Annotated in this window: 24 protein-coding genes; 20 read left to right on the top strand and 4 right to left on the bottom strand. The window is 73.1% G+C overall.

Annotated elements, in window-relative coordinates:
• Positions 1 to 76: 76 nt before the first annotated feature.
• From folP to ACZ7MX_RS28215, 9 genes are all read left to right on the top strand, one after another.
• Complete coding sequence (gene folP, locus ACZ7MX_RS28255) at positions 77 to 1,012, top strand: dihydropteroate synthase (protein ID WP_472136042.1); 936 nt, start codon at positions 77 to 79, stop codon at positions 1,010 to 1,012.
• A gap of 5 nt (positions 1,013 to 1,017) precedes the next feature.
• Positions 1,018 to 1,488, top strand: a complete 471-nt coding sequence (locus ACZ7MX_RS28250; protein WP_037809296.1) for a nuclear transport factor 2 family protein — start codon at positions 1,018 to 1,020, stop codon at positions 1,486 to 1,488.
• A 445-nt stretch (positions 1,489 to 1,933) separates the two neighbouring features.
• Positions 1,934 to 2,308: a dihydroneopterin aldolase gene (folB, locus tag ACZ7MX_RS28245; protein WP_472136041.1), complete on the top strand. Its 375-nt coding sequence runs from the start codon at positions 1,934 to 1,936 to the stop codon at positions 2,306 to 2,308.
• On the top strand, positions 2,292 to 2,888 hold the full coding sequence (gene folK / locus ACZ7MX_RS28240) for a 2-amino-4-hydroxy-6-hydroxymethyldihydropteridine diphosphokinase (protein ID WP_472136040.1): 597 nt from the start codon (positions 2,292 to 2,294) through the stop codon (positions 2,886 to 2,888). The genes folB and folK overlap by 17 nt, the downstream gene beginning before the upstream one ends.
• A gap of 135 nt (positions 2,889 to 3,023) precedes the next feature.
• Positions 3,024 to 3,509 (top strand): DUF3180 domain-containing protein, encoded by a 486-nt coding sequence (locus tag ACZ7MX_RS28235; RefSeq protein WP_472136039.1) that lies wholly within the window; start codon positions 3,024 to 3,026, stop codon positions 3,507 to 3,509.
• A 391-nt stretch (positions 3,510 to 3,900) separates the two neighbouring features.
• On the top strand, positions 3,901 to 4,665 hold the full coding sequence (locus tag ACZ7MX_RS28230; RefSeq protein ID WP_472136038.1) for an ABC transporter permease: 765 nt from the start codon (positions 3,901 to 3,903) through the stop codon (positions 4,663 to 4,665).
• 3 nt (positions 4,666 to 4,668) lie between these two features.
• Positions 4,669 to 5,385, top strand: a complete 717-nt coding sequence (locus ACZ7MX_RS28225) for an ABC transporter permease (RefSeq protein ID WP_472136037.1) — start codon at positions 4,669 to 4,671, stop codon at positions 5,383 to 5,385.
• Positions 5,386 to 5,550: 165 nt separating this feature from the next.
• The gene (locus tag ACZ7MX_RS28220) at positions 5,551 to 6,567 is read left to right on the top strand and encodes an ABC transporter substrate-binding protein (protein WP_472136289.1); all 1,017 of its coding nucleotides are present in this window, start codon (positions 5,551 to 5,553) and stop codon (positions 6,565 to 6,567) included.
• A 133-nt stretch (positions 6,568 to 6,700) separates the two neighbouring features.
• Positions 6,701 to 7,993 (top strand): hypothetical protein, encoded by a 1,293-nt coding sequence (locus ACZ7MX_RS28215; protein WP_472136036.1) that lies wholly within the window; start codon positions 6,701 to 6,703, stop codon positions 7,991 to 7,993.
• 197 nt (positions 7,994 to 8,190) lie between these two features.
• Here the strand turns inward: ACZ7MX_RS28215 and ACZ7MX_RS28210 are convergent, their stop codons facing one another.
• Positions 8,191 to 9,333 carry an NADH-quinone oxidoreductase subunit D gene (locus ACZ7MX_RS28210; protein WP_030414992.1) on the bottom strand — a complete coding sequence of 381 codons (1,143 nt, stop codon included), beginning with the start codon at positions 9,331 to 9,333 and terminating at the stop codon, positions 8,191 to 8,193.
• A gap of 196 nt (positions 9,334 to 9,529) precedes the next feature.
• Positions 9,530 to 10,582: an SAM-dependent methyltransferase gene (locus ACZ7MX_RS28205; RefSeq protein WP_472136035.1), complete on the bottom strand. Its 1,053-nt coding sequence runs from the start codon at positions 10,580 to 10,582 to the stop codon at positions 9,530 to 9,532.
• Positions 10,583 to 10,754: 172 nt separating this feature from the next.
• Here ACZ7MX_RS28205 and ACZ7MX_RS28200 point away from each other — a divergent pair, with 172 nt between their 5' ends.
• On the top strand, positions 10,755 to 11,963 hold the full coding sequence (locus ACZ7MX_RS28200) for a sensor histidine kinase (RefSeq protein WP_472136034.1): 1,209 nt from the start codon (positions 10,755 to 10,757) through the stop codon (positions 11,961 to 11,963).
• 196 nt (positions 11,964 to 12,159) lie between these two features.
• Positions 12,160 to 12,843: a response regulator transcription factor gene (locus ACZ7MX_RS28195; protein WP_310728355.1), complete on the top strand. Its 684-nt coding sequence runs from the start codon at positions 12,160 to 12,162 to the stop codon at positions 12,841 to 12,843.
• 200 nt (positions 12,844 to 13,043) lie between these two features.
• Here ACZ7MX_RS28195 and ACZ7MX_RS28190 read toward each other — a convergent pair whose 3' ends face one another.
• Complete coding sequence (locus ACZ7MX_RS28190; protein WP_472136033.1) at positions 13,044 to 14,153, bottom strand: DUF5937 family protein; 1,110 nt, start codon at positions 14,151 to 14,153, stop codon at positions 13,044 to 13,046.
• A 99-nt stretch (positions 14,154 to 14,252) separates the two neighbouring features.
• Here ACZ7MX_RS28190 and ACZ7MX_RS28185 point away from each other — a divergent pair, with 99 nt between their 5' ends.
• On the top strand, positions 14,253 to 14,495 hold the full coding sequence (locus tag ACZ7MX_RS28185; RefSeq protein ID WP_472136032.1) for a hypothetical protein: 243 nt from the start codon (positions 14,253 to 14,255) through the stop codon (positions 14,493 to 14,495).
• A gap of 12 nt (positions 14,496 to 14,507) precedes the next feature.
• Here ACZ7MX_RS28185 and ACZ7MX_RS28180 read toward each other — a convergent pair whose 3' ends face one another.
• Entirely contained in the window at positions 14,508 to 15,728 is a 1,221-nt protein-coding gene (locus ACZ7MX_RS28180) for a threonine aldolase family protein (RefSeq protein ID WP_472136031.1), read from the bottom strand.
• A gap of 434 nt (positions 15,729 to 16,162) precedes the next feature.
• On the opposite strand from ACZ7MX_RS28180, the gene ACZ7MX_RS28175 reads away from it, so the two are divergent.
• The 8 genes from ACZ7MX_RS28175 to ACZ7MX_RS28140 all read left to right on the top strand — a co-directional run bounded on the left by ACZ7MX_RS28175 (position 16,163) and on the right by ACZ7MX_RS28140 (position 23,837).
• Positions 16,163 to 17,185 (top strand): Rossmann-like and DUF2520 domain-containing protein, encoded by a 1,023-nt coding sequence (locus ACZ7MX_RS28175; protein ID WP_472136030.1) that lies wholly within the window; start codon positions 16,163 to 16,165, stop codon positions 17,183 to 17,185.
• Positions 17,182 to 18,333 carry a pantoate--beta-alanine ligase gene (gene panC / locus ACZ7MX_RS28170; protein WP_472136029.1) on the top strand — a complete coding sequence of 384 codons (1,152 nt, stop codon included), beginning with the start codon at positions 17,182 to 17,184 and terminating at the stop codon, positions 18,331 to 18,333. The genes ACZ7MX_RS28175 and panC overlap by 4 nt, the downstream gene beginning before the upstream one ends.
• Positions 18,330 to 20,093 (top strand): L-aspartate oxidase, encoded by a 1,764-nt coding sequence (locus tag ACZ7MX_RS28165; RefSeq protein WP_472136028.1) that lies wholly within the window; start codon positions 18,330 to 18,332, stop codon positions 20,091 to 20,093. Before panC ends, ACZ7MX_RS28165 begins: the two co-directional genes overlap by 4 nt.
• Positions 20,094 to 20,158: 65 nt before the next feature.
• On the top strand, positions 20,159 to 21,241 hold the full coding sequence (gene nadC, locus ACZ7MX_RS28160; RefSeq protein ID WP_472136027.1) for a carboxylating nicotinate-nucleotide diphosphorylase: 1,083 nt from the start codon (positions 20,159 to 20,161) through the stop codon (positions 21,239 to 21,241).
• 5 nt (positions 21,242 to 21,246) lie between these two features.
• The gene (locus ACZ7MX_RS28155; RefSeq protein ID WP_030416769.1) at positions 21,247 to 22,044 is read left to right on the top strand and encodes a type III pantothenate kinase; all 798 of its coding nucleotides are present in this window, start codon (positions 21,247 to 21,249) and stop codon (positions 22,042 to 22,044) included.
• A 189-nt stretch (positions 22,045 to 22,233) separates the two neighbouring features.
• Positions 22,234 to 22,851 (top strand): hypothetical protein, encoded by a 618-nt coding sequence (locus tag ACZ7MX_RS28150; protein ID WP_472136287.1) that lies wholly within the window; start codon positions 22,234 to 22,236, stop codon positions 22,849 to 22,851.
• Positions 22,852 to 22,912: 61 nt separating this feature from the next.
• A complete protein-coding gene (locus ACZ7MX_RS28145) occupies positions 22,913 to 23,137 on the top strand; it encodes a hypothetical protein (RefSeq protein ID WP_472136026.1) in 225 nt (74 codons plus the stop codon).
• 178 nt (positions 23,138 to 23,315) lie between these two features.
• The gene (locus ACZ7MX_RS28140) at positions 23,316 to 23,837 is read left to right on the top strand and encodes a BlaI/MecI/CopY family transcriptional regulator (RefSeq protein WP_472136285.1); all 522 of its coding nucleotides are present in this window, start codon (positions 23,316 to 23,318) and stop codon (positions 23,835 to 23,837) included.
• The last annotated feature ends 8 nt before the right edge of the window (positions 23,838 to 23,845 follow it).

Genomic DNA, 23,845 nt, shown 5'->3' with positions numbered 1-23,845 from the left:
GCGGTACGGCCCCCGGCCGTACGCCCCAGGCGACGGTGGCAATCCGGCCGGTCGGCACACGGCCTACGCTGGTCCCATGAGTACCTTGCGTGGCCAGGTGGCCGGATTGCCGGACTGGGACCGCTGCGCGGTGATGGGCGTCGTGAACGTGACGCCCGATTCGTTCTCCGACGGCGGTGAGTGGTTCGACACCGAACTCGCCGTCAAACACGGCCTGGACCTGGTGGCACAGGGTGCCGACCTGGTGGACGTGGGCGGCGAGTCGACCCGTCCGGGCGCGGCGCGGGTGGACGAGGCCGAGGAGCTGCGGCGGGTCGTCCCGGTCGTACGGGAGCTGTCCGCGGCCGGCGCCGTGGTGTCCGTCGACACCATGCGCGCCTCGGTCGCCGAGCAGGCGGTGCAGGCGGGGGCGCGGCTGGTCAACGACGTCAGCGGCGGTGCCGCCGACCCGGCGATGGTGCCGGTGGTGGCCGCGCACCACGTGCCGTTCGTCGTGATGCACTGGCGCGGCCAGTCCATCGACATGAACAACCGCGCCGTCTACGGCGACGTGGTCGCCGAGGTCGTCGACGAGCTCGGGCAGGCCATGGAGCGCGCGGTGGCCGGCGGCATCGACCCCGAGCGGATCGTCATCGACCCCGGTCTGGGCTTCGCCAAGCAGGCGGAGCACGACCTGGCCCTGATCGCCCGTCTGGAGCGGCTGCGGGCGCTGGGCCGGCCGCTGCTGGTGGCGGCATCGAGGAAACGGTTCCTGGGCAGGGTGCTGGCGGGGGACGAGGGAGCGGCCCCGCCGCCGGCCCGGGAGCGGGACGCGGCGACGGCGGCGGTATCGGCGATGGTGGCGCGAGAGGGGGCCTGGGCGGTGCGGGTGCACGAGGTCAGGGCGAGCGCGGACGCGGTACGGGTGGCCCGTGCCGTGGAGGGCGCGGCGACCACGGCCGCCGGAACGGACCCGGCGGACGGTACGGACGGTAGGACGAAGCGGACGTCGAAGACGACGGGAGCGGTGTGAGCGGCTTGGGCCCACGAACGGACATCGAGCTGGTCGAGCAGGCGAACACGACCCTGTACGAGACCATCGAGCGCGGCGATCACGAGGCGCTGTCCGAGCTGTGGCTGGACGGTCAGGTGAGCGTGGTGCATCCCGGGTGGCCGGTGCTCCGCGGTCGCGGCGAGGTGCTCCGCTCGTACGCCCTGATCATGGCGAACACCGAGTACATCCAGTTCTTCCTGACCGACGTCGAGATCGACGTCGTCGGGGACACCGCGCTGGTGACCTGCACCGAGAACATCCTCAGCGGCGGGCCGGCCGAGGACGACGGGTCGGTGGGGCCGCTGATCGGCCAGTTGGTGGTGGCGACGAACGTCTTCCGGCGCACGGACGACGGCTGGCGGGTGTGGTCGCACCACGGGTCGCCGGTGCTGGCGGACCGCGAGGACGACGAGGACGAGGACGACGAGGGGGAGCCGGACGCGGGCGCGGTGTGAACCGCGCCTGCCGGGGGAGTGGCCGGCGGGTGAGCGGGATGTGCCGGGGCTGTGGCCGGTGCGTGTCGGGGGTGTGCCCGGGGCCGGCCGGTGTGTGAGCCTTGCCATGGCCGTCCGGACTTGCGCCGATGGCCCGGTTCTGTGCCGGTGTCAGCGGCGGGCGTCAGCCATATGGACGAGGGCGCACCCGTTCGAGCCAAGTGCGGGACGGGTAGGGGTGGGGCGCGGACCAGGGGGTAAGAGGCGCGCGGACGATCTCCCGGCCCGCTCGTGCGGCACGCCTAGCAGCAGGTCGGGGTCTTGTCCATAGCCCCCGTGGGCGAGGACTGTCGGTGCTCGAAGGTAGATTCGATGGCGGGGCAGTGTTGCCGGATCGCTCCGGCGCCTGCCCGGAACCGACGAACAGTGGCGCCAGAGGTGCCGTGGACCAGTGGGAGTGATTCGCGTGGATCGTGTCGCGCTGCGTGGGCTGAGGGCCCGAGGCCACCACGGGGTGTTCCCGCGGGAGCGCGAAGAAGGCCAGACCTTCATCGTGGACCTGGTGCTCGGTCTGGACACCCGTCAGGCGGCCGCCTCCGACGATCTCGCGAAGACCGTGCACTACGGCGTCGTGGCCGAGGAGGTGGTGGCCGTCGTGGAGGGCGAGCCCGTCGACCTCATCGAGACCCTGGCGGAGCGCATCGCCGACCAGTGCCTCAAGCACGAGGGTGTGCAGGAAGTGGAGGTGGTGGTGCACAAGCCGGACGCGCCGATCACCGTCCCCTTCGACGACGTGACCATCACCATCACTCGGAGTCGAGTACATGAACACCAGCAGTGACCCGACCGTACAGCCGGTGCCCGCCTCCGTCGTGGAGCAGGTGGACGCCGCCGATGTGACGCTCTCCAACCCCAAGCACGCCGTGATCTCCCTCGGCAGCAACCTCGGCAACCGCCTGGAGACCCTCCAGGGCGCCGTGGACGCGCTGGAGGACACGCCCGGTCTGCGGGTCAAAGCGGTCTCCCCGGTGTACGAGACCGAGCCGTGGGGCGTCGCGCAGGGCAGCCAGCCGTCGTACTTCAACGCCGTGGTGCTGATCAAGACGACCCTGCCGCCGGACTCCCTCCTGGAGCGCGGGCACGCCATCGAGGAGGCCTTCAAGCGGGTCCGCGACGAGCGCTGGGGGCCGCGCACCATCGACGTCGACATCGTGGCCTATCAGGGCATCGTCTCCGACGACCCGCGGCTGACGCTGCCGCACCCGCGCGTCCATGAGCGGGCCTTCGTCCTGGCGCCGTGGTACGACATCGACCCGGAGGCGGAGGTTCCCGGGCGCGGTGCGGTGGCCGAGCTCCTCTCGGTGGTCGGCCGCACGGGCGTGCTGCCGCGCGCGGACCTGGAACTCCGGCTGCCGGAGTAGGCGTTGGACCGGAGGAGTCGTGGGACCGGCGCGGTCGCGGGACCGGAGTGACGGCCATGGCGACGGCGGCGGTACGACGACGAGGACGGCCGCGGTGGCGGTAAGGGGCAGGACGGTGCGAGGGGCGATCGCTCGGTGAAACAGCTACACATCAAGGTGCTCGTCGGGCTGTTCCTGGCAGCCGGGGTGCTGGCCTGGGGCGGCGCCCGGCTGTGGGACTCCTTCGGCACGCTCCCGAGTGTGCCGGTGGCCGCGCCGATCGTGCTGGCGTTCCTCGCCGCCGTACTCGCGGGCACCGCCTTCGAGATCCGCGGACGGCTGCGGGCCCAGCGGGAGCGGCGGCCCGGCGCCAAGGGCGTCGATCCGCTGCTGGCCGCCCGTGCGGTGATTTTCGGCCAGGCGAGCGCCCTGGTGGCGGCGCTGGTGGCCGGGCTGTACGGCGGCGTCGGCGTCTTCCTGCTGACCGCCGGCCTCGATGTCGAAGCCCGCCGGGACCAGGCGATCTACGCCGGTCTGTCGGTGCTCGCCGGCGCGGCCGTGGTGGTCGCCGCGATCTTCCTGGAGAGGGTCTGCAAGCTGCCGGACGACGAGGGCGACGGCGGGGCCGACGCGCGGGCCTGACCCGCACAGTGACACCGGGCGGGGCCCGGCCTGCGACAGCGAGACGCTGCGCGGGCCGGGCCCCGCGGCGTTGGGCAGGCGGGTCCGGCGGCGTTGCGGGCAGGCCCGGCGGCGCGTTGCGGGCGGGCCCGGCACCTCTGCGCCTCGCGGACCGCCCGTGCGCCGCCTGCCACCCGTACCGCCGCCTGCCGCCGGCCGTGAACGGGGTGTTGCGGGTGGATGGCGATACGGGCCGGTGGGCGGCGGGGCCGGTGCGATTGTCAGTGGTCGGGTCTAGGGTCGGTCACACGGCATCGAAAAGATGAGCGAACGGGTTGCGCCAGGGCAGAGATGCCGCACGGTGCGCCCGGGGCGGCGTGGTCGGGCGAGGACCGGCGGGGGAGGTGACGGTATGAGCGGCCGGGCGGGCGGGGCGAATTGCCTGGAGGCGAACGACTGGGTGTGCGGTGAGTATCTGCGCACCCGCAGCCAGGAGTTGCTGGACGCCACGGTCCAGCACCTCGGCATCACCGCCGTGTCCGTCGCGCTCGGCCTGCTGCTCGCCTTCCCGCTGGCGCTGGTGGCGCGTAGCCGGCGGGGCGCGGCCGGGCCGGTGCTGGGGCTGACGACGGTGCTGTACACGATCCCTTCGCTGGCGATGTTCGCGCTGCTCACACCGGTCTTCGGGGTCTCGGCGGCGGTGGTCGTGACGGGCCTGGTGCTGTATTCGCTGACGATCCTGGTGCGCAACATCCTCGCCGGTCTGCAGGCGGTGCCCGCAGGGGTGCGGGAGGCCGCCCGCGGCATGGGGTACGGCCCGGTGCGGCTGCTGTTCGGCGTCGAACTCCCGCTGGCGATACCGGCGTTGGTGGCCGGGCTGCGGATCGCCACGGTCTCGACGGTGGCGATGACGACCGTCGGCTCCGTCGTCGGCTACGGCGGCCTGGGCAACCTCATCGCCAGCGGAATGGCCGGCTTCTTCAAGGCCGAGGTGCTGACGGCCTCGGTGCTGTGCGTGCTGCTGGCGCTGGTCGCGGACATCCTGCTGATGGCCCTGGAGCGGCTGCTGACGCCGTGGACGCGGGCCGGGGCCCGTACCGGGGTCCGGGCCGGGGTGTGGGGCAGGGCGGCGGCGTGGGCGCGTGGCCGGACCCGTGCCACGAAGGCGGTGGGCTGAGCGATGGGCGTGATCGCGGGGGCCTGGCAGTGGCTGACGACGGCCGCCAACTGGGCGGGCGAGAAGGGCGTGACGCACCGCCTCGCCGAGCACGTCCGGCTCAGCGCGGTGTGTCTGGCCCTGGCCTGCCTGATCGCGCTGCCGGTGGCGCTCTGGCTGGGTCACCTCGGCAAGGGCGGCGCGCTGGCGGTCAATCTCGCCAACATCGGGCGGGCGGTGCCGACGTACGCGGTCCTGGTGCTGCTGACGCTCAGCCCGCTGGGCCGGCACGGCGACTGGCCGACGGTCCTGGCGCTGGTGCTGTTCGCGGTGCCGCCGCTGCTGACCAACGCCTATCTGGGGATGCGGGAGGCGGACCGCAATGTGGTCGAGGCCGCGCGCGGGATGGGTATGTCGGGGCCGCAGGTGCTGTTCCGGGTCGAGATACCGCTCGCCTACCCGCTGATCATGACGGGCCTGCGGTCGGCCACGGTCCAGGTGGTGGCGACCGCGACCCTGGCGGCGCTCGCCGGCGGCGGGGGACTGGGCCGGATCATCACCGCCGGCTTCGGCAACTACGACACCGCACAGGTCGTCGCGGGCGCGCTGCTGGTGGCCGTCCTCGCCCTGGCTGTGGAGGGCGTCCTCGTCCTCGCCGAACGGCTCCTCGACCCGATGCGGGGCGGCCGGCGAACCATGCGGTCCGCCCGGTCCCGCGCAGAGCTGATACCGGCGGACTGACGGGCTTACGGACTGACGGACTTACGGGCTGAGGGGCCGGCGGCCTGACGGGCTGAGGGGTCGGCGGACTGACGGACGGAACTGACGGACGGGCTGCCGGCTGAGGGGCCGCCGGCTTACGGACTGAATTGACTGACGGGCTGAAGGAGCACCCACGTGGCAGCGATGAGAAGCAACACGGCACGCACGGAACGCATTGCACGCGCGGAACGCACGGTGCGTACGGCACGCACGGCACGTACCGCGGTGGTCGCGGGCACGGTGCTGGCGGTGGCGGCCGGGCTGGCCGCGTGCGGCGGCCCGACCCTGGAGGAGAAGGGCGGCGGCGAGGGCAAGGGCGGAAAGCGCGGTGAGCTGGTCATCGGCTCGGCGGGTTTCACCGAGTCCAAGGTGCTCGCCGAGATCTATTCCCGGCTCCTGCAGGACGCCGGTTACCGCACCCGAGTTCAGACCCTCGCCAATCGAGAGCTGTATGAACCGGCCCTGGAGAAGGGCCAGATCGACGTCGTTCCCGAATATGCCTCCACGCTCGCCGAATTCCTCAACGCGAAGAAGAACGGCAGCAAGGCGAAGCCGGTCGCGTCCGGCGACATCGGCAAGACGGTCGCGGCACTGAAGAAGCTCGCCGGACCGCGCGGACTGAAGGTGCTGCCGGCAGGCCGCGCGACGGACCAGAACGCCTTCGCGGTGAGCAAGGAATTCGCCGCGCAGCACTCGCTCTCCACCCTCTCCGACCTCGGAGAATCGAAGCAGAAGATCAAACTCGCCTCGGGTGAGGAGTGCGAGACCCGGGTGTTCTGCAAGCCGGGCCTGGAGAAGACGTACGGCATCGACATCACGGGTCTGGACCCCAAGGGAGTCGGGACGCCGCAGGCCAAGCAGGCCGTCAAGGACAGCACCGATCAACTGGTGCTCACCACCACCACGGACGCCACGCTCGACAGCTTCGGACTGGTGCTCCTCAAGGACGACAAGCGGCTGCAGAACGCCGACAATGTGCTGCCGGTGGTGAATGCCAAGAGTGCCGGGGACAAGCGGATCGAGAGCGCCCTCGGGAAGCTCACCCGCACCCTGACCACCGAAGACTTGATCAACTTGAACCGCAAGGTGGATGCCGAGCGGCTCAAGCCCGCGGATGTCGCGCAGTCATATGTGGAGGCGAAGGGACTGGTCAGGAAGTAACCAGCCGGAAACGGATTTGTGGGCCGGGCCCCATAGATCCCGCACGCACGGTAAGTTTCTGGCCATGCCACGAGGACGCCACCGCCATTCCCCACCCCTCCACCGGCTGCTTCCTCCCACGACGGTCGCCGGTGTGTCCCTTGTCTGCGCCGCGGGCCCGTGGTTTGTCGGCGATGATCTGGTCCAACGCGTGCTCGCCGCGGGCGCGGCGGCCGCGGCCGTCACCGGTGCCGTCCTGCTGAGGAGCTGGGACCGCAAGGCCGGCCGACGGGTCGCCGAACTCACCCGCGCCCGGGTGCGCGACGAGTGGCGCACCGAGGAGCGGATAGCCGAGCTCGAAACCGACATCGAGGAGTCCCGCGAGCTCCGCGCCGCCCTCGACACCAAGCTGCGCGCCAAGCGCGCCGAACTGGCCCGGCTGCGCAGCGAACACGCCGAGCTGCTCCGCCGTTACGCCACCGCCGAGACCGAGCGGGCCAGCGCCCTGGAGGGCCGCCGGCTGCTCGCCATCGAGGCGACCGCCCCGGCCCGGGCACTCCCGGCCGCCGCCGGCACCTCCCGGGCGCCCGGGTCCGCAGGAGCGGCCGCGCCCACCGCCCCCGATGCCCCGGCAGCGGGCCGCCGGGGACAGGTGGACCGCCAAGCGTCGGGCCGTCAGGCATCGGTGGACCGTGAGACCTCGGGCCGGCCGTCGACGGACCGGCCGGTGCCGGCCCCGACCGCCGCGGCGTACGCGCAGGCCGACCAGGCGCTCCGTCAACTGGCGCGCAACGCCGCCCGGCAGCGCGCCGCCGCCGAGCGGCCCGCGCAGCCCGCACCGGGCGGCCACACCGCTTCGGGCGGCCCCACCGGCCAGGACGGGGACAACGGCCGGGGGAACGGCCAGGCGGCCGCCGCACAGCGCACGGGCGGCGCTCTCGCCGCCCGTACGGCCACCGCCGCCGGACCCGCGCTCCGCCCGGTCCCGTCCGCCGCCGCGGTCGCCCCGCTGCGTCCCACCGCCTCGCGCACCGTGGGCGGTTTCGACTTCTTCGGCAACGCGACCGCCCCCGGCCCCCGTCAGCTGCCCGCGCCGCTGGAGGACGACCTGGCGGACGTCGTCGGAGACGAGGCCCTCGCCGAGCACTCGGCCCGGACGGCGGCCCGTACGGCCGGCCGCACGGCCCTCCCCGGGGCCGGTACGGAGGCGGGGGGCGCGCCGGAGTCCGGTGCCGCGCCGGCCGCCGCTGAGCGGGTTGCGGGCGACGAGCAGAACGAGCAGGACGCGGGGGAGCCGCAGCCCGGGGCGCCCGTGGAGGGCACGCAGGACGGGGTTTCTACCGCGGACGGCGAGACGACCAGCGGTACCGGCGAGGTCATCGACCTGACCGCCCACGACGAGACCGAGCAACTCGACCTCGGCGCCCTCCGGACCGCTATTTCCTGACCGCCATCTCCTGACCGCCGTTTCCTGGCTGTCATTTCCGGATTCGGCGGGCTCCCGACCCCCCGCCCTCGCTCTCAAACATTCGGCCCCGAAGCCCCGACCGGCTCCGGGGCCGAGTGGTTTTCGGGGGCGGGAGCCGACGAGGGCACCGATGTTGTCCACAGCCTGTGGACAACATCGGTGCCCTCGCCGGTGCTCTACTTGTCGATGTCACCGACGACGAAGAACATCGAGCCGAGGATCGCGACCATGTCGGCGACCAGCGTCCCCGGCAGCAGCTCCACCAGCGCCTGGATGTTGTTGTATGACGCGGAGCGCAGCTTCAGGCGGTACGGCGTCTTGTCGCCCTTGGAGACGAGGTAGTAGCCGTTGATGCCGAGGGGGTTCTCGGTCCAGGCGTACGTCGCGCCCTCGGGCGCCTTCAGCACCTTCGGCAGGCGCTGGTTGATCGGCCCCGGCGGCAGCTCCGCGATCCGGTCCAGGCAGACGTCGGCGAGATCCAGGGCGTTGTGGCTCTGCTCCAGCAGGCACTCGAAGCGGGCCAGGCAGTCGCCCTCCTCCCGGGTGACCACCTTGAGCGTGGACGCCAGCTCCCCGTACGCGAGGTACGGCTCGTCGCGCCGCAGGTCGAAGTCGACGCCCGAGGCGCGGGCGATCGGCCCGGAAACGCCGTACGCGTGCACCGTCTCCGGGGCGAGCACCCCGACGCCCCGGGTCCGGCCGCGGAAGATCTCGTTGCCCAGCACCAGGTTGTCGAAGACGTCCATACGGGAGCGCACATCCGCGACGGCCTGCCGGGCCCGGCCCAGCCAGCCGGCGGGCAGGTCCTCCTTGAGGCCGCCGACGCGGTTGAACATGTAGTGCATCCGGCCGCCGGAGATCTCCTCCATGACGGTCTGGAGCTCCTCGCGCTCACGGAACGCGTGGAAGACGGGGGTGATACCGCCCAGTTCGAGGGGGTATGACCCGAGGAACATCAGATGGTTCAGCACGCGGTTCAGCTCGGCCAGCAGCGTTCGCGTCCACACCGCGCGCTCGGGCACCTCCATGCCCAGCATCCGCTCGACGGCCAGCACCACACCCAGCTCGTTGGAGAACGCCGACAGCCAGTCGTGCCTGTTGGCGAGCATGATGATCTGGCGGTAGTCGCGGGCCTCGAAGAGCTTCTCGGCACCCCGGTGCATGTATCCGATCACCGGCTCGGCGTGCTGGATCCGCTCGCCGTCCAGGACGAGGCGCAACCGCAGCACACCGTGCGTGGAGGGATGCTGCGGGCCGATGTTCAGCACCATGTCGGTGCTTTCCGCCGCGCCGCCGATGCCGACCGTCGTCTCCGTCATGGGAACAGTTTCGCAGCCCGCCACCCCGGTGGACGCCCTGGGCCTGCGCCGTCCCACCCCTTGGAACGCCCTCGCGGGACGCCATCACGGGACGCCCTCGCGGAACGCCGACGAGGCGTCCCGCCGGAAGGCCCCAGCCCCGGCAGCATCCTCACGGCCCGAGCAGGCCCGGCCTCACAGCTGAGCAGCCCCGGCATCACGGCTTGAGCAGGCCCGCGCACTCCCCGCCCACCGGCTCCACGAGCCAGCCGAAGCCCCCGAGCCCCGCCGGATCGGTCAGTTCCGCCGCCGCGCCGGCCGTACCGAGGGCCCGGACGTACGCGGCCGGGTCGGTGGACGCCAGGGAGAGCGGCGGACGACGGCCGTCCACCCCCAGGGCGTGCAGCGCCTCGCGCTGGGTCAGCAGCTCGGCCGACGGCCCGGCGCAGGCGTCCAGCGCCACATGCGCCGTGATGTCACAGCTGCCGTCCGGAACAGGGCGCACCTCGCGGCCGTCGCGGAAGCCGGTGAGGGTGCCGAAGAGCGGACGGTCATCCCGCTCATGCGCGTAGTCGGCGGCGACCGCGAGCCCGGCGCGCAGCGTACGGACGGCCCGCGCCCACGCCTCGTCCCGAGGACGCCCGATCTCCGCGCGGAGCCCGGGGGAGGGCGCGGCACGGACGGTGGGCGCGGCACGGACGTCAGGAGCGGCGGACGGGGCCGGCGGCGACCACCAGCGCCGCAGCCACTCCGCGTCCGCGCCGTCGACCGGCTCGCCCAGCCGCTCGGTGCCGTCCGCGCGGACCAGCACCCGCCGAGCCACCCCGTCCCCGTCCGTCTCGACGATGTCCACCGGCACGTTGTCGAGCCACTCGTTCGCGAACAGCAGCCCGGTGACCGAGCCGGGCGCCGGCAGTTCGCCCAGCCAGTCGATCCGCGGATCCAGCCCCCCGGGGCGCGCGGCCCGCTCGACGGCGTACGGGCGAAGCCGGGCGGCCACCCCGTCCGGCAGCGCGGCCAGCACCCCCGTCAGCAGCTCACCGCGGCCCGCGCCCACGTCGACCAGCGCCAGCTCCTCCGGATGGCCCAGCGCGCCGTCCACCCGGCACAGCAGGGCCGCGACGGCACCGGCGTACAGCGGGGAAACATGCACCGACGTGCGGAAATGGCCGGCCGGACCAGGGCCACCGGGCCGCGTGTAGAAGCCGTCGTCCGCCCCGTACAGTGCCCGTTCGGTCGCGTCCCGCCAGCCGCACCACTCATTCGTCACCACCCCACGGTACGGGCGGGGCGCCAGGTCGACCCACGGGTTGATGTGCAGGCCGTCCCCTGGTCCGACACATTTGGTGCATGGAGTCTCCACCTTGGGGAGTAGAGCTGACGTAGAGGATCGCCCCTCCGGTTGACTCGTACACCTTTCCGCTCTGCCTACGCTGGGTGACGTGCAGCGCCTCTATGACTTCCTCCGCAGGCACCCGACGGGAGTGGACACCTTCTGGGCCGTCCTTCTCCTCGGGTTCACCAGCCTGTGGGTCGTCAGCACGGACCTCTTCGGCGCCCGCCAGATCGCCGCCGCGATCTTCACGGTCGGCCTCTGCCTCGTCGTGGCGCTGCGCCGCAAGGCCCCGGTGAAGATGCTGCTGCTGACGGCCGCCATCGGCGTCGGCCAATTGATCTTCAACATCCCGCCCAATATCGGCAACTTCGCGATGTTCGTGATCACGTACACCGTCGCATCCGGCACCTCCACCGCCCGCTGGGCCTCCCGCTGCGCCCTCGCCGGCGCCCTCGTCGGCCCGGCCCTGTCCCTGGTGCGCTTCGGGGAGGGGCCCGAGAGGCGGCAGCTGTGGGAAAGCCTGTTCTTCACGGCGCTGCTCACCGTCCCCTTCGTGCTCGCCTGGGTCCTCGGCGACTCCGTACGCACCCGCCGCGCCTACTGGGCCCAGCTGGAGGAGAAGGCCACCCGGCTGGAGAAGGAGCGCGAGACCCAGGCACGTATCGCGGTCGCCGCCGAGCGCGCCCGGATCGCCCGCGAACTGCACGACGTCGTCGCCCACAACGTCTCCGTCATGGTCGTCCAGGCCGACGGCGCCGCCTACGTCCTCGATGCCGCGCCCGAACAGACCCGGCAGGCCCTGGAAACGATCTCCGGCACCGGCCGCCAGGCACTGGCCGAGATGCGCCGCCTGCTGGGCGTGCTGCGCACCGGCGAACAGGCCGAAGGCGGCGAATACGTCCCCCAGCCCGGCGTCGAACAGCTCACCGACCTCATCGACCAGGTCCGCGGCGCCGGACTGCCCGTCGACTTCCGGGTGGACGGCGAGCCGCACCCGCTGCCCAGCAGCGTCGAACTGACCGCGTACCGCATCGTCCAGGAAGCGCTCACCAACAGCCGCAAACACGGCGGCCCCGACGTCGCCGCCACCGTCCGCCTCAGCTACCGGGACGACGACCTCGAACTGCTCGTCGAGGACGACGGCCGCGGTGCGCAGCACGAGCTCTACGAATCGGGCGGGGCGGACGGCCTCGGCCACGGCCTGATCGGCATGCGGGAACGGGTCGGCATGGTCGGCGGCACCCTGATAGCCGGCCCGCGCCCGGGCGGCGGATTCCGCGTCAGCGCCGTACTCCCCCTGAAACCAGGCCGGTGAGGCATGTGATGCGCTGAGCCGAGCAGGCCCTCCTGCGGCAGCCCGCTCACCTCACGCAGCCCCCACTCGACCTACTGTGCCCCACGCGACCCGCTCGACCCTCTGCGCTCGACCCACCGCGCCCTGCTCGACCCGCTCCACCCGCTCGACCTGCTCCACCCGCTCAGCCATCAGCCCACGAAGGGACCCCTGACCCATGACCATCCGCGTGATGCTCGTCGACGACCAGGTGCTGCTGCGCACCGGGTTCCGGATGGTGCTGGCCGCCCAGCCGGATATGGAGGTCGTCGCGGAGGCGGGGAACGGCGCCGAGGCGCTGGAGGTGCTGCGCTCCACCAAGGTCGATGTGATCCTCATGGACGTCCGGATGCCGCATCTGGACGGGGTCGAGGCCACCCGCCGGATCTGCGAGGGCGGCCAGAAGGAGGACGCCCCCAAGGTGCTCATCCTGACCACCTTCGACCTGGACGAGTACGCCTTCTCCGCACTGAAGGCCGGGGCCAGCGGATTCATGCTCAAGGACGTGCCGCCCGGCGAACTGCTCGCGGCGATCCGCGCGGTGCAGAGCGGCGACGCCGTCGTCGCACCGTCCACCACCCGCCGGCTCCTCGACCGCTTCACGCCCATGCTGCCCGCCACCTCCGGCGAGCCCGGCCGCCCCGAGCTGGAGCGGCTCACGGACCGCGAGCGCGAGGTGCTGCTGCTGGTCGCCCAGGGGCTGTCGAACGGCGAGATCGCGGCCCGGCTGGTGCTGTCCGAGGCGACGGTCAAGACGCACGTGGGCCGCATCCTGACGAAGCTGAGCCTCCGCGACCGGGTCCAGGCGGTGGTGCTGGCGTACGAAACGGGGCTGGTGCGGGCCGGCGGAGCGGGGGCGTAGGGGCCGGCGGGCACGTAGGGCAGGGTCGGGCGACGGCGGGTGTGGGTCGGGGCCGGGAGGGCCGGGGATAGGCCGGAGAGGTGCCGGGGGAGGACCTCGGCGCGGTACGCCCTGCCGCGCACGCAGTACGTCCTCCAGCACAAGGCGTATGGCGCAGCAGTACGCCCGTCAGCACAGACGTCCTCCAGCGCAGCACGCCGTCAGCGCAGTACGCCCTCCAGGAAGTCGCTGCCCAGCCGGGCGACCACCTGGAGGTCCAGTTGGTGCAGCACATAGCGCCCACGGCGCCGCGTCTGGATCAGCCCGGCCTTCTTCAACGTCGTGATGTGCCGCGACACCTCCGGTGAGGTGATGCCGTACGAGTTCGCCAGCTCCCCCGTCGTATGCGGCCCCCGCGCCAGCGTGCGGCACAGCCGCATCCGCATCGGATGCCCCAGCGCCTCCAGCCGCTGCTGGATGAGTTCGAGCGTGGCCGGCGCCGGCAACTCCGGGCTGGCGACCGGGTACTGCAGCACCGGACGCCAGCCCGGGGCGTAACTGACCAGCAGATGCGGCCAGCCGAACGACGTCGGCAGGAACGTGACGCCGGGATCCCCGGGGCTCGCGAACGCCGTCGTACGGCCCCTGGCCAACTTGTCCACCATGATGCGGACGCCGCCGCTCCCGTCCTGCGCCTCGTCCAGCGACAGTGCGATCGAGGTCGCGGGCAGCGTCTCGGCCAGGCCCTTGCGCCGCAGCAGTTCGGTCTTGTGCCGGGCATCGGCCGCCAACTGGATGCCCACCCGGCGCCAGATGTCCCCGAAGAACGCGTCCTCGCAGTCCTCCAGCAGGCGGCGCAGCCAGACCCGCAGGCCGTCGGGGTCGGTGAGCATCCGGTCGGTGAAGGCCGCCTGCCGCGGACCGCGCGCGGCGGCCATCTCCCGTACCCGCGCCCGTTCTTCGGCATCGACCAGCGGGGACGGTGTGGCGCGGGTGTAGGTCGCCGAGCAGGAGATCTCGAACGCGGCGGCCACGAACCGCTCGTCGTCGATCTTGTCCAGCTCGTCCAGTTCCTCGGCCAGCGTCGATCCGGGGTGGGCCGGCAGCAGGATGTCGGAACGGGAGGACCGCCACAGGAAGTCCGCCTCGCACAGCCGGTCGGCGAGGTCGGTCTTCAGGGCCGCGTTGGTGGCGGTGACCCAGCCGTGCAGCCCGGGGTGGTGTCCTGGCTCCGACAGGGCGTGCAGCGCGGCGCCCAACTCCGCGAGCGGAGAGGGGGCGAAGACGATGCGCTCCGTGGGCAGCCCGGTGATGTCGATGACGTTGGCCATGGGCCCATCATGCGCGAGCCCGCGACCTGCGCGGTCGTCGATTGACGGCTCCCGTCAATCGATGCGCCGCGGGCGGACCGTCCGTTCCAGAGTGGCGGCATGAACGCGAACCAGCAGCACCTTCTCGACGCCTACCGGGCCGCCCGACGAGGCGAGACCGCCCCGCCCCTCCCCGGCACCCACACCGTGCGCACCGTGCGCGAAATCCGCTGGTGGCGACGCCTCCGGAGGGCGATGCGAGGAACCTCGGGTGCGGCGCGGCCCTTGGGGGGCTCCCTCGACGTTTCCCCCGCCTCCCCCCGGGGCCCCCGCCCCACCCCCACCCCCACCGCCACCCCATGAGACGAAAGGCCGTCACGCCCCCGACCCGGCCCGCACCTCCCTCACGCACCGCATGAATGCCGCAACTGCCGTACGGACGTCCTGCGGTGTCCATTCCAGGGCGGGCGCGGCGATCGTGACCTCGGTCAGGGCCACTCCCGGCGGTTCGGTCAGGCCTCGTTCGAACCAGCCGCGGAACAGCGCCGTCCTGCTCTCCTCCGCCTGCCGTATGACGGCCTCGTCCAGGACCGCGGAGGGGTGCGGCAGCCACACCTGGAACTGATGGGTGTGCGGCACCTCCGGGTGGACCCTGAACCACGGCACGCCGGCCGCCGTCAGGCCCTCGCGCAGCGCCTGTGCGACCACCTTGGCGTGGGCGGCGTACTCCGGCAGCCGGGGGAGTTCGCGGTCCAGGCCCGCCAGGGCGGCCAGCGCGGCGGGCCACTGCTGGAACAGCTGGCCGCCGTAGCGGTGGCGCCAGGCACGTGCCTCTGCGACGAAGTCCTCGGAACCGGCGAGCGCGGCGCCCGATATGCCGTCCAGCGACTTGTAGCAGGAGACGTAGACGCTGTCCGCGAGTGCGGTGATCTCGGGGAGCGTGCGGCCGAAGTGCGGGCCGCACTCCCACAGACGGGCGCCGTCGAAGTGCACCACCGCGTCCCGGTCCCGGGCGGCCGCCACCACCGCGGTCAGCTCGTCCCACTCCGGCAGTACGAAACCGGCGTCGCGCAGGGGGAGTTCGAGGGCCAGGGTTCCGAACGGCTCCTGGAGCCCGTAGATCTCCTCGGCGGTCGGCAGCCGGGGCGCGCGGGTCGGATGGACCATCCGCAATCCGCTGACCACTGCGTACGCGTCCCGTTCGTGCATCTCCAGGTGGGAGAGCGGATGGCCGGCGACCGTCGCATTGCCCGTACGCCCCGCCCAGCAGCGCAGCGCCACCTGCTGGGCCATCGTGCCGGTCGGGAAGAAGGCGGCGGCCTCCGTGCCGAGCGCCTCGGCGGTACGGCGTTCCAGCTCGCCGACTATCCCGTCGTCGTCGGCGTAGATGTCGGTGATCTTGTCCAGGTCGTAGGCGGTGGGGGCGTCGGCCACCAGTCGGTCCAGCCGTTCGCGGACCGTTTCGGGCCGTGGGGCCGGTGCGAGCGACCGCGCCACCCGGCGCAGTGCGGCGATCCGCCGCGCCTCCCGGGAGCTGCCGCTCCCGGCCTCGCTCACGCCGGGGCCGTGGTCGCTGCCCTTGTCGCTGTCTTTCATGATCCCCGTCATTCCCTCGTCCCCCTCATCCGGTCATCCCCGTCACCCCCTGGTCCTTCGTGAGCCGGTCTACGGCCGTGAACCTGCCCCCAGCCGTCGCCGGCCCTCAGCCTGACCCCGGTCCGCCCGCCTGCCGTTTCGCGACGATTCCGTTCCGCCCGTGCGGTGGGCCGCCCGTGCGGTGGCTTGCCGTGCGGTGGCTTGCCGCCGGACTGATTGGCCCGTGCGCTGGCCCGTGCGTGGGTCGCCGTCGGGACCGATCATGACGCAGCTGCGCACAGCCCGCGAGCCCTGTGGAAAAACCTGTGGATAACTCTGGGAGAGATCCGCGTCTCACCCTCCGTACAGCTCTGAAGTCTCCCGGAAACACTCGCGTAGCATGGCGAGGAATCGTCCGGTACCCCCTGAGGACTGGAACGGAAGGCCATCGCCACGTGAACGCACATCCGCCCACCGAGGCCCAGGACCGCCCCGCCCGGCTGACGGTCGGGGTCGTCGGCGCCGGCCGGGTCGGCCCCGCCCTGGCCGCGTCCCTGCAGCTCGCCGGGCACCGCCCGGTCGCCGTGTCGGGGGTCTCCGACGCCTCCGTGCGGCGGGCGGCCGAGTTGTTGCCGGACGTCCCGCTGGTCACCCCGGCCGAGGTGCTCGCCCGCGCCGAGCTGGTCCTGCTGACCGTCCCCGACGACGCCCTCGCGGGCCTGGTGAGCGGCCTCGCGGAGACCGGCGCCGTACGGCCGGGACAGCTGCTGGTGCACACCTCCGGGCGCTTCGGGACGGCGGTGCTGGACCCGGCCACCCGGGCCGGGGCGCTGCCGCTCGCGCTGCACCCCGCGATGACGTTCACCGGCACCTCCGTGGACGTCCAGCGGCTGGCCGGCTGCTCGTTCGGGGTGACCGCGCCCGAGGAGCTCCGGATGGCCGCGGAGGCGCTGGTCATCGAGATGGGCGGGGAGCCCGAATGGATCGCGGAATCGGACCGTCCGCTCTACCACGCGGCGCTGGCCATCGGCGCGAACCACCTGGTCACCCTGGTTGCCCAGTCGCTGGAGCTGCTGCGTGACGTGGGCGTGCAGGCCCCGGACCGGATGCTGGGCCCGCTGCTCGGCGCCGCCCTCGACAACGCGCTGCGGTCCGGCGACGCCGCCCTGACCGGCCCGGTGGCGCGCGGTGACGCGGGCACCGTCGCCGCCCACGTCGCCGAACTGCGCCGGCACGCCCCCCAGAACGTCGCCGGATACCTCGCCATGGCCCGGGCCACCGCGGACCGGGCGCTGGCCCACGGCCTGCTGAAGCCGGAGCTGGCCGAGGACCTCCTCGGCGTGCTCGCCGGTGCCGCCCCCGACTCCCCGCCCGCCACCGGCCCGAAGGGCCCGGGCCCGAACGGCCCCGGCCAGGACGGCCCCGGTCCGAACGATCCGGGCCAGGACGGTCACGGCCCCGAGGGAGACGAGCGATGACCCTCCTCCACACCGCCGCCGCGCTCCGTGACCTGCCGCGCCGTAGTGGCGCGCGGGCCGTCGTCATGACCATGGGGGCGCTGCACGAGGGCCATGCGACCCTCGTCCGCGCCGCCCGCCGGCGGGCCGGAGCGCAGGGCCAGGTCGTCGTCACGGTCTTCGTCAACCCGCTGCAGTTCGGGGCCGGTGAGGACCTGGACCGCTATCCGCGCACCCTGGACGCGGACGTCGAGCTGGCCCTGGCGGCCGGTGCGGACGCCGTCTTCGCGCCGTCCGTCGACGAGGTCTATCCGGGCGGCGAACCGCAGGTCCGGATCACCGCCGGGCCCATGGGGACGCGCCTGGAGGGGGCCAGCCGGCCCGGGCACTTCGACGGTGTGCTGACCGTCGTCGCCAAGCTGCTCCACCTGACCGCGCCCGACCTCGCGTTCTTCGGCCAGAAGGACGCCCAGCAGCTCGCCGTCATCACCAGGATGGCCGCCGACCTCAACTTCCCCGTCGAGATCATCGGCGTCCCCACGGTGCGCGAGGAGGACGGCCTCGCCCTCTCCAGCCGCAACCGCTATCTGTCCGCCCCGGAGCGGCGCACCGCGCTGGCGCTGTCCGCGGCCCTGTTCGCGGCGCGCGACCGGCTCACCGCCGAGGAGGCGCTGCGCGCCCGCGCCGCCTGCACGGCCCACGCGGCCCAGGACCGCTCGGCGGCGCTGGCCGCCCTCGGGGAGGACCGGGCGGCCGCCGATGCGCACGCCGTCGCGTACGCCGCCGCGGTCCCCCGGCACGCGCCGTCCGTCGCCCGCGCCGCCGCCCGCGCCGTCCTGGAGGACGCCGCACGGCTCGACCCGCCCCTGGTGCTCGACTACCTGGCGCTGGTCGACCCGTCCGACTTCACGGAGATCTCCGACGCGTACGTGGGGGAGGCGATCCTGGCGGTGGCCGCCAAGGTCGGCACCACGCGCCTCATCGACAACCTCCGCCTCACCTTCGGCGCGGAGTCGCCGGCCTCCGGCGCCGCTTCCGGTTGCCGCGACGACGTGACGCCCGTCCCTCAGGAAGCCCGGGCACCTGCATCCGCCGCCCGCGAGCGGTCCGCCCCCGCGACCGCCGTACCGCCCACCCCACCCCCCGGCCCCCTCGGAGCGACCCGATGACCGCGCCCGCCACCGCAACAGCCACCGGCCCCGTACCCGGCATACGCCTGAAGGCCCCCGCCCCCGGCTGGGCGATCGAGGCCGACGTCGTCGTCGTGGGGTCCGGCGTGGCCGGGCTGACCGCCGCTCTGCGCTGTGCCGCGGCCGGCCGGCGCACCGTGGTGGTCACCAAGGCCCGCCTGGACGACGGCTCCACCCGTTGGGCGCAGGGCGGTGTCGCCGCGGCCCTGGGCGACGGCGACACCCCCGAGCAGCACCTGGACGACACCCTCGTCGCGGGCGCCGGACTCTGCGACGAGGCCGCCGTACGCGCCCTGGTGACCGAGGGCCCGGACGCCGTCCACCGGCTGATCGCGGCCGGTGCCCGCTTCGACACCACCCCGGGCGGCGACGAGATAGCGCTGACCCGTGAGGGCGGCCACCACCGGCGCCGGATAGCGCACGCCGGCGGCGACGCCACCGGGGCCGAGATCTCCCGCGCCCTGGTCGAGGCGGTCCGCGCCGCCGGACTGCGCACCATCGAGAACGCCCTCGTCCTGGACCTCCTCACGGACGAGGCCGGCCGCACCTCCGGCGTCACCCTGCACGTCATGGGGGAGGGCCAGCACGACGGCGTGGGAGCCGTGCACGCCCCGGCCGTGGTCCTCGCCACCGGGGGCATGGGGCAGGTCTTCTCCGCCACCACCAACCCGCCCGTGTCCACCGGTGACGGCGTCGCCCTCGCGCTGCGCGCTGGCGCCGAGGTGTCCGACCTCGAATTCGTGCAGTTCCACCCCACCGTGCTCTATCTGGGGCCGGAAGCGGAGGGCCAGCAGCCGCTGATCTCCGAGGCCGTACGGGGCGAGGGCGCGCACCTCGTCGACGCCGACGGCACCCGGTTCATGGTCGGTCAGCACGAGCTCGCCGAACTGGCGCCGCGGGACATCGTCGCCAAGGCGATCCTGCGCCGCTCGCTCGAACAGGGCGTGGACCACATGTATCTGGACGGCCGGCACTTCGGCGCCCCGATGTGGGAGAGCCGTTTCCCGACCATCCTCGCCGCCTGCCGCAGCCACGGCATCGACCCGGTCACCGAACCGATACCGGTCGCCCCGGCCGCGCACCACGCCTCCGGCGGCGTCCGCACCGACCTGCACGGCCGCACCACGGTGCCCGGCCTCTACGCCTGCGGTGAGGTCGCCTGCACCGGCGTCCACGGGGCCAACCGGCTCGCCTCCAACTCCCTTCTGGAGGGCCTGGTCTTCGCCGAGCGGATCGCCGCCGACATCGCCGCGGGCGGCCCCGCGCCGCGCCCCGCGGACGGCCCCGCCCCGGTGGCCGCCGGTGCGCCGGCCGCGCCCCCGGCCACCCTCCCGCTGCTGGCCCCCGAGACCCGCACGGCCGTCCAGCGGATCATGACCGCCGGCGCCGGGGTGGTGCGCAGCGCCGAGAGCCTGGCCCGTGCCGCCGCCGCACTCGACCGCATCCACCAGGAGGCGACCGCGGCGGCCGACGCGCAGGCCGGCGCCCCGGAGGCCGCGCAGAAGGCCCCCGAGCCCGGTGTGGAGGCCTGGGAGGCCACCAACCTGCTGTGCGTCGCCCGGGTGCTGGTCGCCGCCGCCCGGCGCCGCGAGGAGACCCGCGGCTGCCATTGGCGCGAGGACCACCCCGACCGCGACGATGCCTCCTGGCGCCGGCACTTCCGCATCACCCTGGACGCGGACCGCGCGCTGACCATCCGTACGACCGAGGACGCCGGCTTCCCGCCGGCCCTCCGGTAGCCCGCCGGGCCCGCCCGCCCCGAAGACCCCACCGACCACCCCATCCCGAAGACGGAGCCCATCCCGTGAGCAGCACCCCCGACGACCTCCCCCTCCTCCAGATCGGCAGGCCCGGCGGCGGCGCCCCCACCGGTGGCTGCGGCGACGCCTGCGGCTGTGGTGGCGGTGACGACGCCTCGTACGAGCTCGACCCGCTGACCTGCGGGCTCGACCCCGATCTGGCCGCCCTCCTGGTGGCCGCCGGGCTCGACCCCGTACAGGTCGAGGACATCGCGCACCTCGCCGTCGAGGAGGACCTCGACCAGGGCGTGGACGTCACGACCGTGGCCACCGTCCCCGAGGACGCCGTCGCCACCGGCGACTTCACCGCCCGTGAGGCCGGCACGGTCGCCGGTCTGCGGATCGCCGAAGCGGTGCTGTCCATCGTGTGCACCGACGAGTTCGCGGTCGAACGGCACGTCGAGGACGGCGACCGGGTCGAGGCCGGCACCAAGCTGCTGAGCGTCACCACCCGCACCCGCGACCTGCTCACCGCCGAGCGCAGCGCGCTCAACATCCTGTGCCGGCTCTCCGGTATCGCGACCACCACCCGGGCCTGGGCGGACCTCCTCGAAGGAACGAAGGCCAAGGTCCGCGACACCCGTAAGACGACGCCGGGACTGCGCGCCCTGGAGAAGTTCGCGGTGCGCTGCGGCGGCGGTGTCAACCACCGGATGTCGCTGTCGGACGCCGCGCTGATCAAGGACAACCACGTCGTCGCGGCGGGCGGGGTGGCCGAGGCGTTCACCGCCGTACGGACCGAGTTCCCCGGTGTGCCGATCGAGGTGGAGGTCGACCGGATCGACCAGATCCCGCCGATCCTCGCCGAGGGTGCCGACCTGATCCTGCTGGACAACTTCACCCCGGAGCAGACCAAGGAGGCCGTCGAGCTGGTCGCGGGCCGCGCGATGCTGGAGTCCTCCGGCCGGCTCACCCTCGCCAACGCCCGTTCCTACGCCGAGACCGGCGTCGACTATCTGGCGGTGGGCGCGCTCACGCACTCCTCGCCGATCCTCGACATCGGCCTGGACCTGCGCGAGGAGGACGGCGGGCACGAGGACGGCGAGGAGGCCGGCTCCCGGGACGCCGAGCCGCGTGAGGACCGCTGACCGCCATGCTGCTGACCATTGACGTGGGCAACACCCACACCGTCCTCGGGCTCTTCGACGGTGAGGAGATCGTCGAGCACTGGCGGATCTCCACCGACGCCCGCCGCACCGCCGACGAACTCGCCGTGCTGCTGCAGGGCCTGATGGGGATGCACCCGCTGCTCGGCGACGACCTGGGCGACGGCATCGAGGGCATCGCCATCTGCTCCACGGTGCCCTCCGTCCTCCACGAGCTGCGCGAGGTCACCCGCCGCTACTACGGCGACGTGCCCGCCGTCCTGGTCGAGCCGGGCGTCAAGACGGGCGTGCCGATCCTCATGGACAACCCCAAGGAGGTCGGCGCCGACCGGATCATCAACGCCCTGGCCGCGGTGGAGCTCTACGGCGGTCCGGCGGTGGTCGTCGACTTCGGCACGGCCACCACGTTCGACGCGGTCAGCGCGCGCGGCGAATACGTCGGCGGGGTCATCGCGCCGGGCATCGAGATCTCCGTGGACGCGCTGGGCGTCAAGGGCGCCCAGCTCCGCAAGATCGAACTGGCCCGGCCGCGCAGCGTGATCGGCAAGAACACCGTCGAGGCGATGCAGTCCGGCATCCTCTACGGCTTCGCCGGCCAGGTCGACGGCGTGGTCCACCGGATGGCGCGGGAGCTGGCCGACGACCCCGACGAGGTGACCGTGATCGCCACCGGCGGCCTCGCCCCCATGGTCCTCGGCGAATCCTCGGTGATCGACGCGCACGAGCCCTGGCTCACCCTCATCGGGCTGCGCCTGGTCTACGAGCGGAACGTCGCCCGGTCCTAGGAGTCCCGGCCCAGGGAGGGAGAGCCCCGGCCCTGGGAGGGAAACGGCCCGGCGCGGGTGGCGCCCGCCCGCGTCCGCCGTACCGGTTCTGTCGGGTTCTGCCGCGCCACCATTCACGAATTAAGCCGGTTTTGTCGGAATCGGTCGTAAAGTCGCCACATGCCAATGCCAAACGGAACCCGCGGCGGCATGGCGTTCAGCGCCGATGAGTTGCGTGTGCTCCGTCGCGCCCTCGCCCATGCCCTGACCACGACGTCCTCCACCGCCCCGCCCGGCACCCCCGGGCCGGAGCGCGACCGGGACATCCAGGAATACCTCCGGCTGGCCGAGGCGGTCGACGAGGCGGTCCGCGAAGGCGGCCGGCTGCGCACCTTCCTGCTGGCCGACCTCGCCCGCTACCGCGACGCCCTGCCCGGCTCCGCCGCCGGCTACCTCGCGCAGCTGAAGGAGGCACTGGCCGCCGGGCACGTGCCCGGCCCCGACGACCTCGCCGCACTGCGCTCGCTGCGCACCCGCTGCGCCGGCGGGGCCGAACTCGCACGCCGCAGCGCCCTGCTGCGCCACTGCGAGCAACTGGCCGAACAATCCGTACGGGTGCGGCTCCGCGCGCTGCCTGGCGGCCGCTCAGGGGCCCGCAACGGCCGGGAACAGGAACCCGCGCGGGAGCCCGAACCCAAGCGGCCCCCGCAGCCGCAGCGCGAGCCGCGGCCCAAGGGCCCCCGCCCGGACCGGCCCATCCCCACGCCCGGCGAGGTCTTCCCGCCCCGCCGCAAGCCCGCCCCGCCCCCGGAGAGCCGCACCGCCTGAGCGCTGCGTACCCTGGCTGCGTACCCTCGGCGGCTTACGCCCTATAAGGAGGCCATACGCCATGGATTACGTCGCAGCCCTGCTCCCGCCCGTCGTGATGGCGGTGGCTTTCACCTGCCTGATCGTGACGATGATCAAGAGCCAGGGCGGTGCGAACAAGTCCAAGGAGGACGCCGCCGTGGACGCGGCGCTGGCCCGGACCGAGTCGTCGGGGACCTCGGGATCCTCGGGGGCCGCGGGATCCTCGGTTTCCCCGGGGCGGAAGTCCACCGCGCACGGCGCCTGATCCGCCGGCCGCCGCACCGGCGGCCCGCACGCACCCACGGCCTGGGACCGAGCGTCCCGGGCCGCCTCCTTTTCCGGCTTTCCCTCCTCCAAACGCAACGAGATCAACGGGCATTCTGGACATCTCCCACTATTGTTCTTGTGTGCCGAGACGCTTGGGTGATCTGGAAGACGCGGTGATGACGCGGGTCTGGGAGTGGAACCGCCCGGTCACCGTTCGAGAAGTCCTGGAAGATCTCCAGAAGGAACGGTCGATCGCCTACACCACGGTCATGACCGTATTGGACAACCTCCATCAGAAGGGCTGGGTGCGCCGCGAAGCAGAAGGCCGCGCCTATCGATATGAGGCGGTCTCCACTCGCGCCGCCTACGCCGCCGCACTGATGAACGAAGCGTGGTCCGCCAGTGACAACCCCGCCGCCGCACTTGTGGCCTTCTTCGGCATGATGTCGCCGGAACAACGGCAGGCTCTGCGCGATGCCGTACGGATGGTGCAGGTCGACGAGCCGGCAGACCCCGAAGACGCAGAAGACCCCGAAGAAGCAGAAGGCCACCAAGAAGCCGCCGGACAAGGCGAACGGGCAGAACAGGCCGGCCCGGTGGAAGAAGACCGGACGCCCGCGCCACCGGAAGCGGCCGGCGAACCGGGATCCGGCGAAGGGCGTGAACCCGGGGCGAACGCCGGCGGCAAGGGGCGATAGCGTCCCGG

This window comes from Streptomyces sp. NPDC107765, assembly GCF_055657085.1.
The sequence above is the reverse complement of the archived record's forward strand: the minus strand, read 5'-3'. Positions and strand labels throughout refer to the sequence as shown.

Excerpts from the sequence above, each read along its gene's own strand:
- folP (WP_472136042.1), top strand. The coding sequence starts at position 77 with ATGAGTACCTTGCGTGGCCAGGTGGCCGGATTGCCGGACTGGGACCGC.
- folK (WP_472136040.1), top strand. The coding sequence starts at position 2,292 with ATGAACACCAGCAGTGACCCGACCGTACAGCCGGTGCCCGCCTCCGTC.
- ACZ7MX_RS28230 (WP_472136038.1), top strand. The coding sequence starts at position 3,901 with ATGAGCGGCCGGGCGGGCGGGGCGAATTGCCTGGAGGCGAACGACTGG.
- ACZ7MX_RS28225 (WP_472136037.1), top strand. The coding sequence starts at position 4,669 with ATGGGCGTGATCGCGGGGGCCTGGCAGTGGCTGACGACGGCCGCCAAC.
- ACZ7MX_RS28220 (WP_472136289.1), top strand. The coding sequence starts at position 5,551 with ATGAGAAGCAACACGGCACGCACGGAACGCATTGCACGCGCGGAACGC.
- ACZ7MX_RS28210 (WP_030414992.1), bottom strand. The coding sequence starts at position 9,333 with ATGACGGAGACGACGGTCGGCATCGGCGGCGCGGCGGAAAGCACCGAC.
- ACZ7MX_RS28195 (WP_310728355.1), top strand. The coding sequence starts at position 12,160 with ATGACCATCCGCGTGATGCTCGTCGACGACCAGGTGCTGCTGCGCACC.
- ACZ7MX_RS28190 (WP_472136033.1), bottom strand. The coding sequence starts at position 14,153 with ATGGCCAACGTCATCGACATCACCGGGCTGCCCACGGAGCGCATCGTC.
- ACZ7MX_RS28185 (WP_472136032.1), top strand. The coding sequence starts at position 14,253 with ATGAACGCGAACCAGCAGCACCTTCTCGACGCCTACCGGGCCGCCCGA.
- ACZ7MX_RS28180 (WP_472136031.1), bottom strand. The coding sequence starts at position 15,728 with ATGAAAGACAGCGACAAGGGCAGCGACCACGGCCCCGGCGTGAGCGAG.
- panC (WP_472136029.1), top strand. The coding sequence starts at position 17,182 with ATGACCCTCCTCCACACCGCCGCCGCGCTCCGTGACCTGCCGCGCCGT.
- ACZ7MX_RS28165 (WP_472136028.1), top strand. The coding sequence starts at position 18,330 with ATGACCGCGCCCGCCACCGCAACAGCCACCGGCCCCGTACCCGGCATA.
- ACZ7MX_RS28155 (WP_030416769.1), top strand. The coding sequence starts at position 21,247 with ATGCTGCTGACCATTGACGTGGGCAACACCCACACCGTCCTCGGGCTC.
- ACZ7MX_RS28150 (WP_472136287.1), top strand. The coding sequence starts at position 22,234 with ATGGCGTTCAGCGCCGATGAGTTGCGTGTGCTCCGTCGCGCCCTCGCC.
- ACZ7MX_RS28145 (WP_472136026.1), top strand. The coding sequence starts at position 22,913 with ATGGATTACGTCGCAGCCCTGCTCCCGCCCGTCGTGATGGCGGTGGCT.
- ACZ7MX_RS28140 (WP_472136285.1), top strand. The coding sequence starts at position 23,316 with ATGACGCGGGTCTGGGAGTGGAACCGCCCGGTCACCGTTCGAGAAGTC.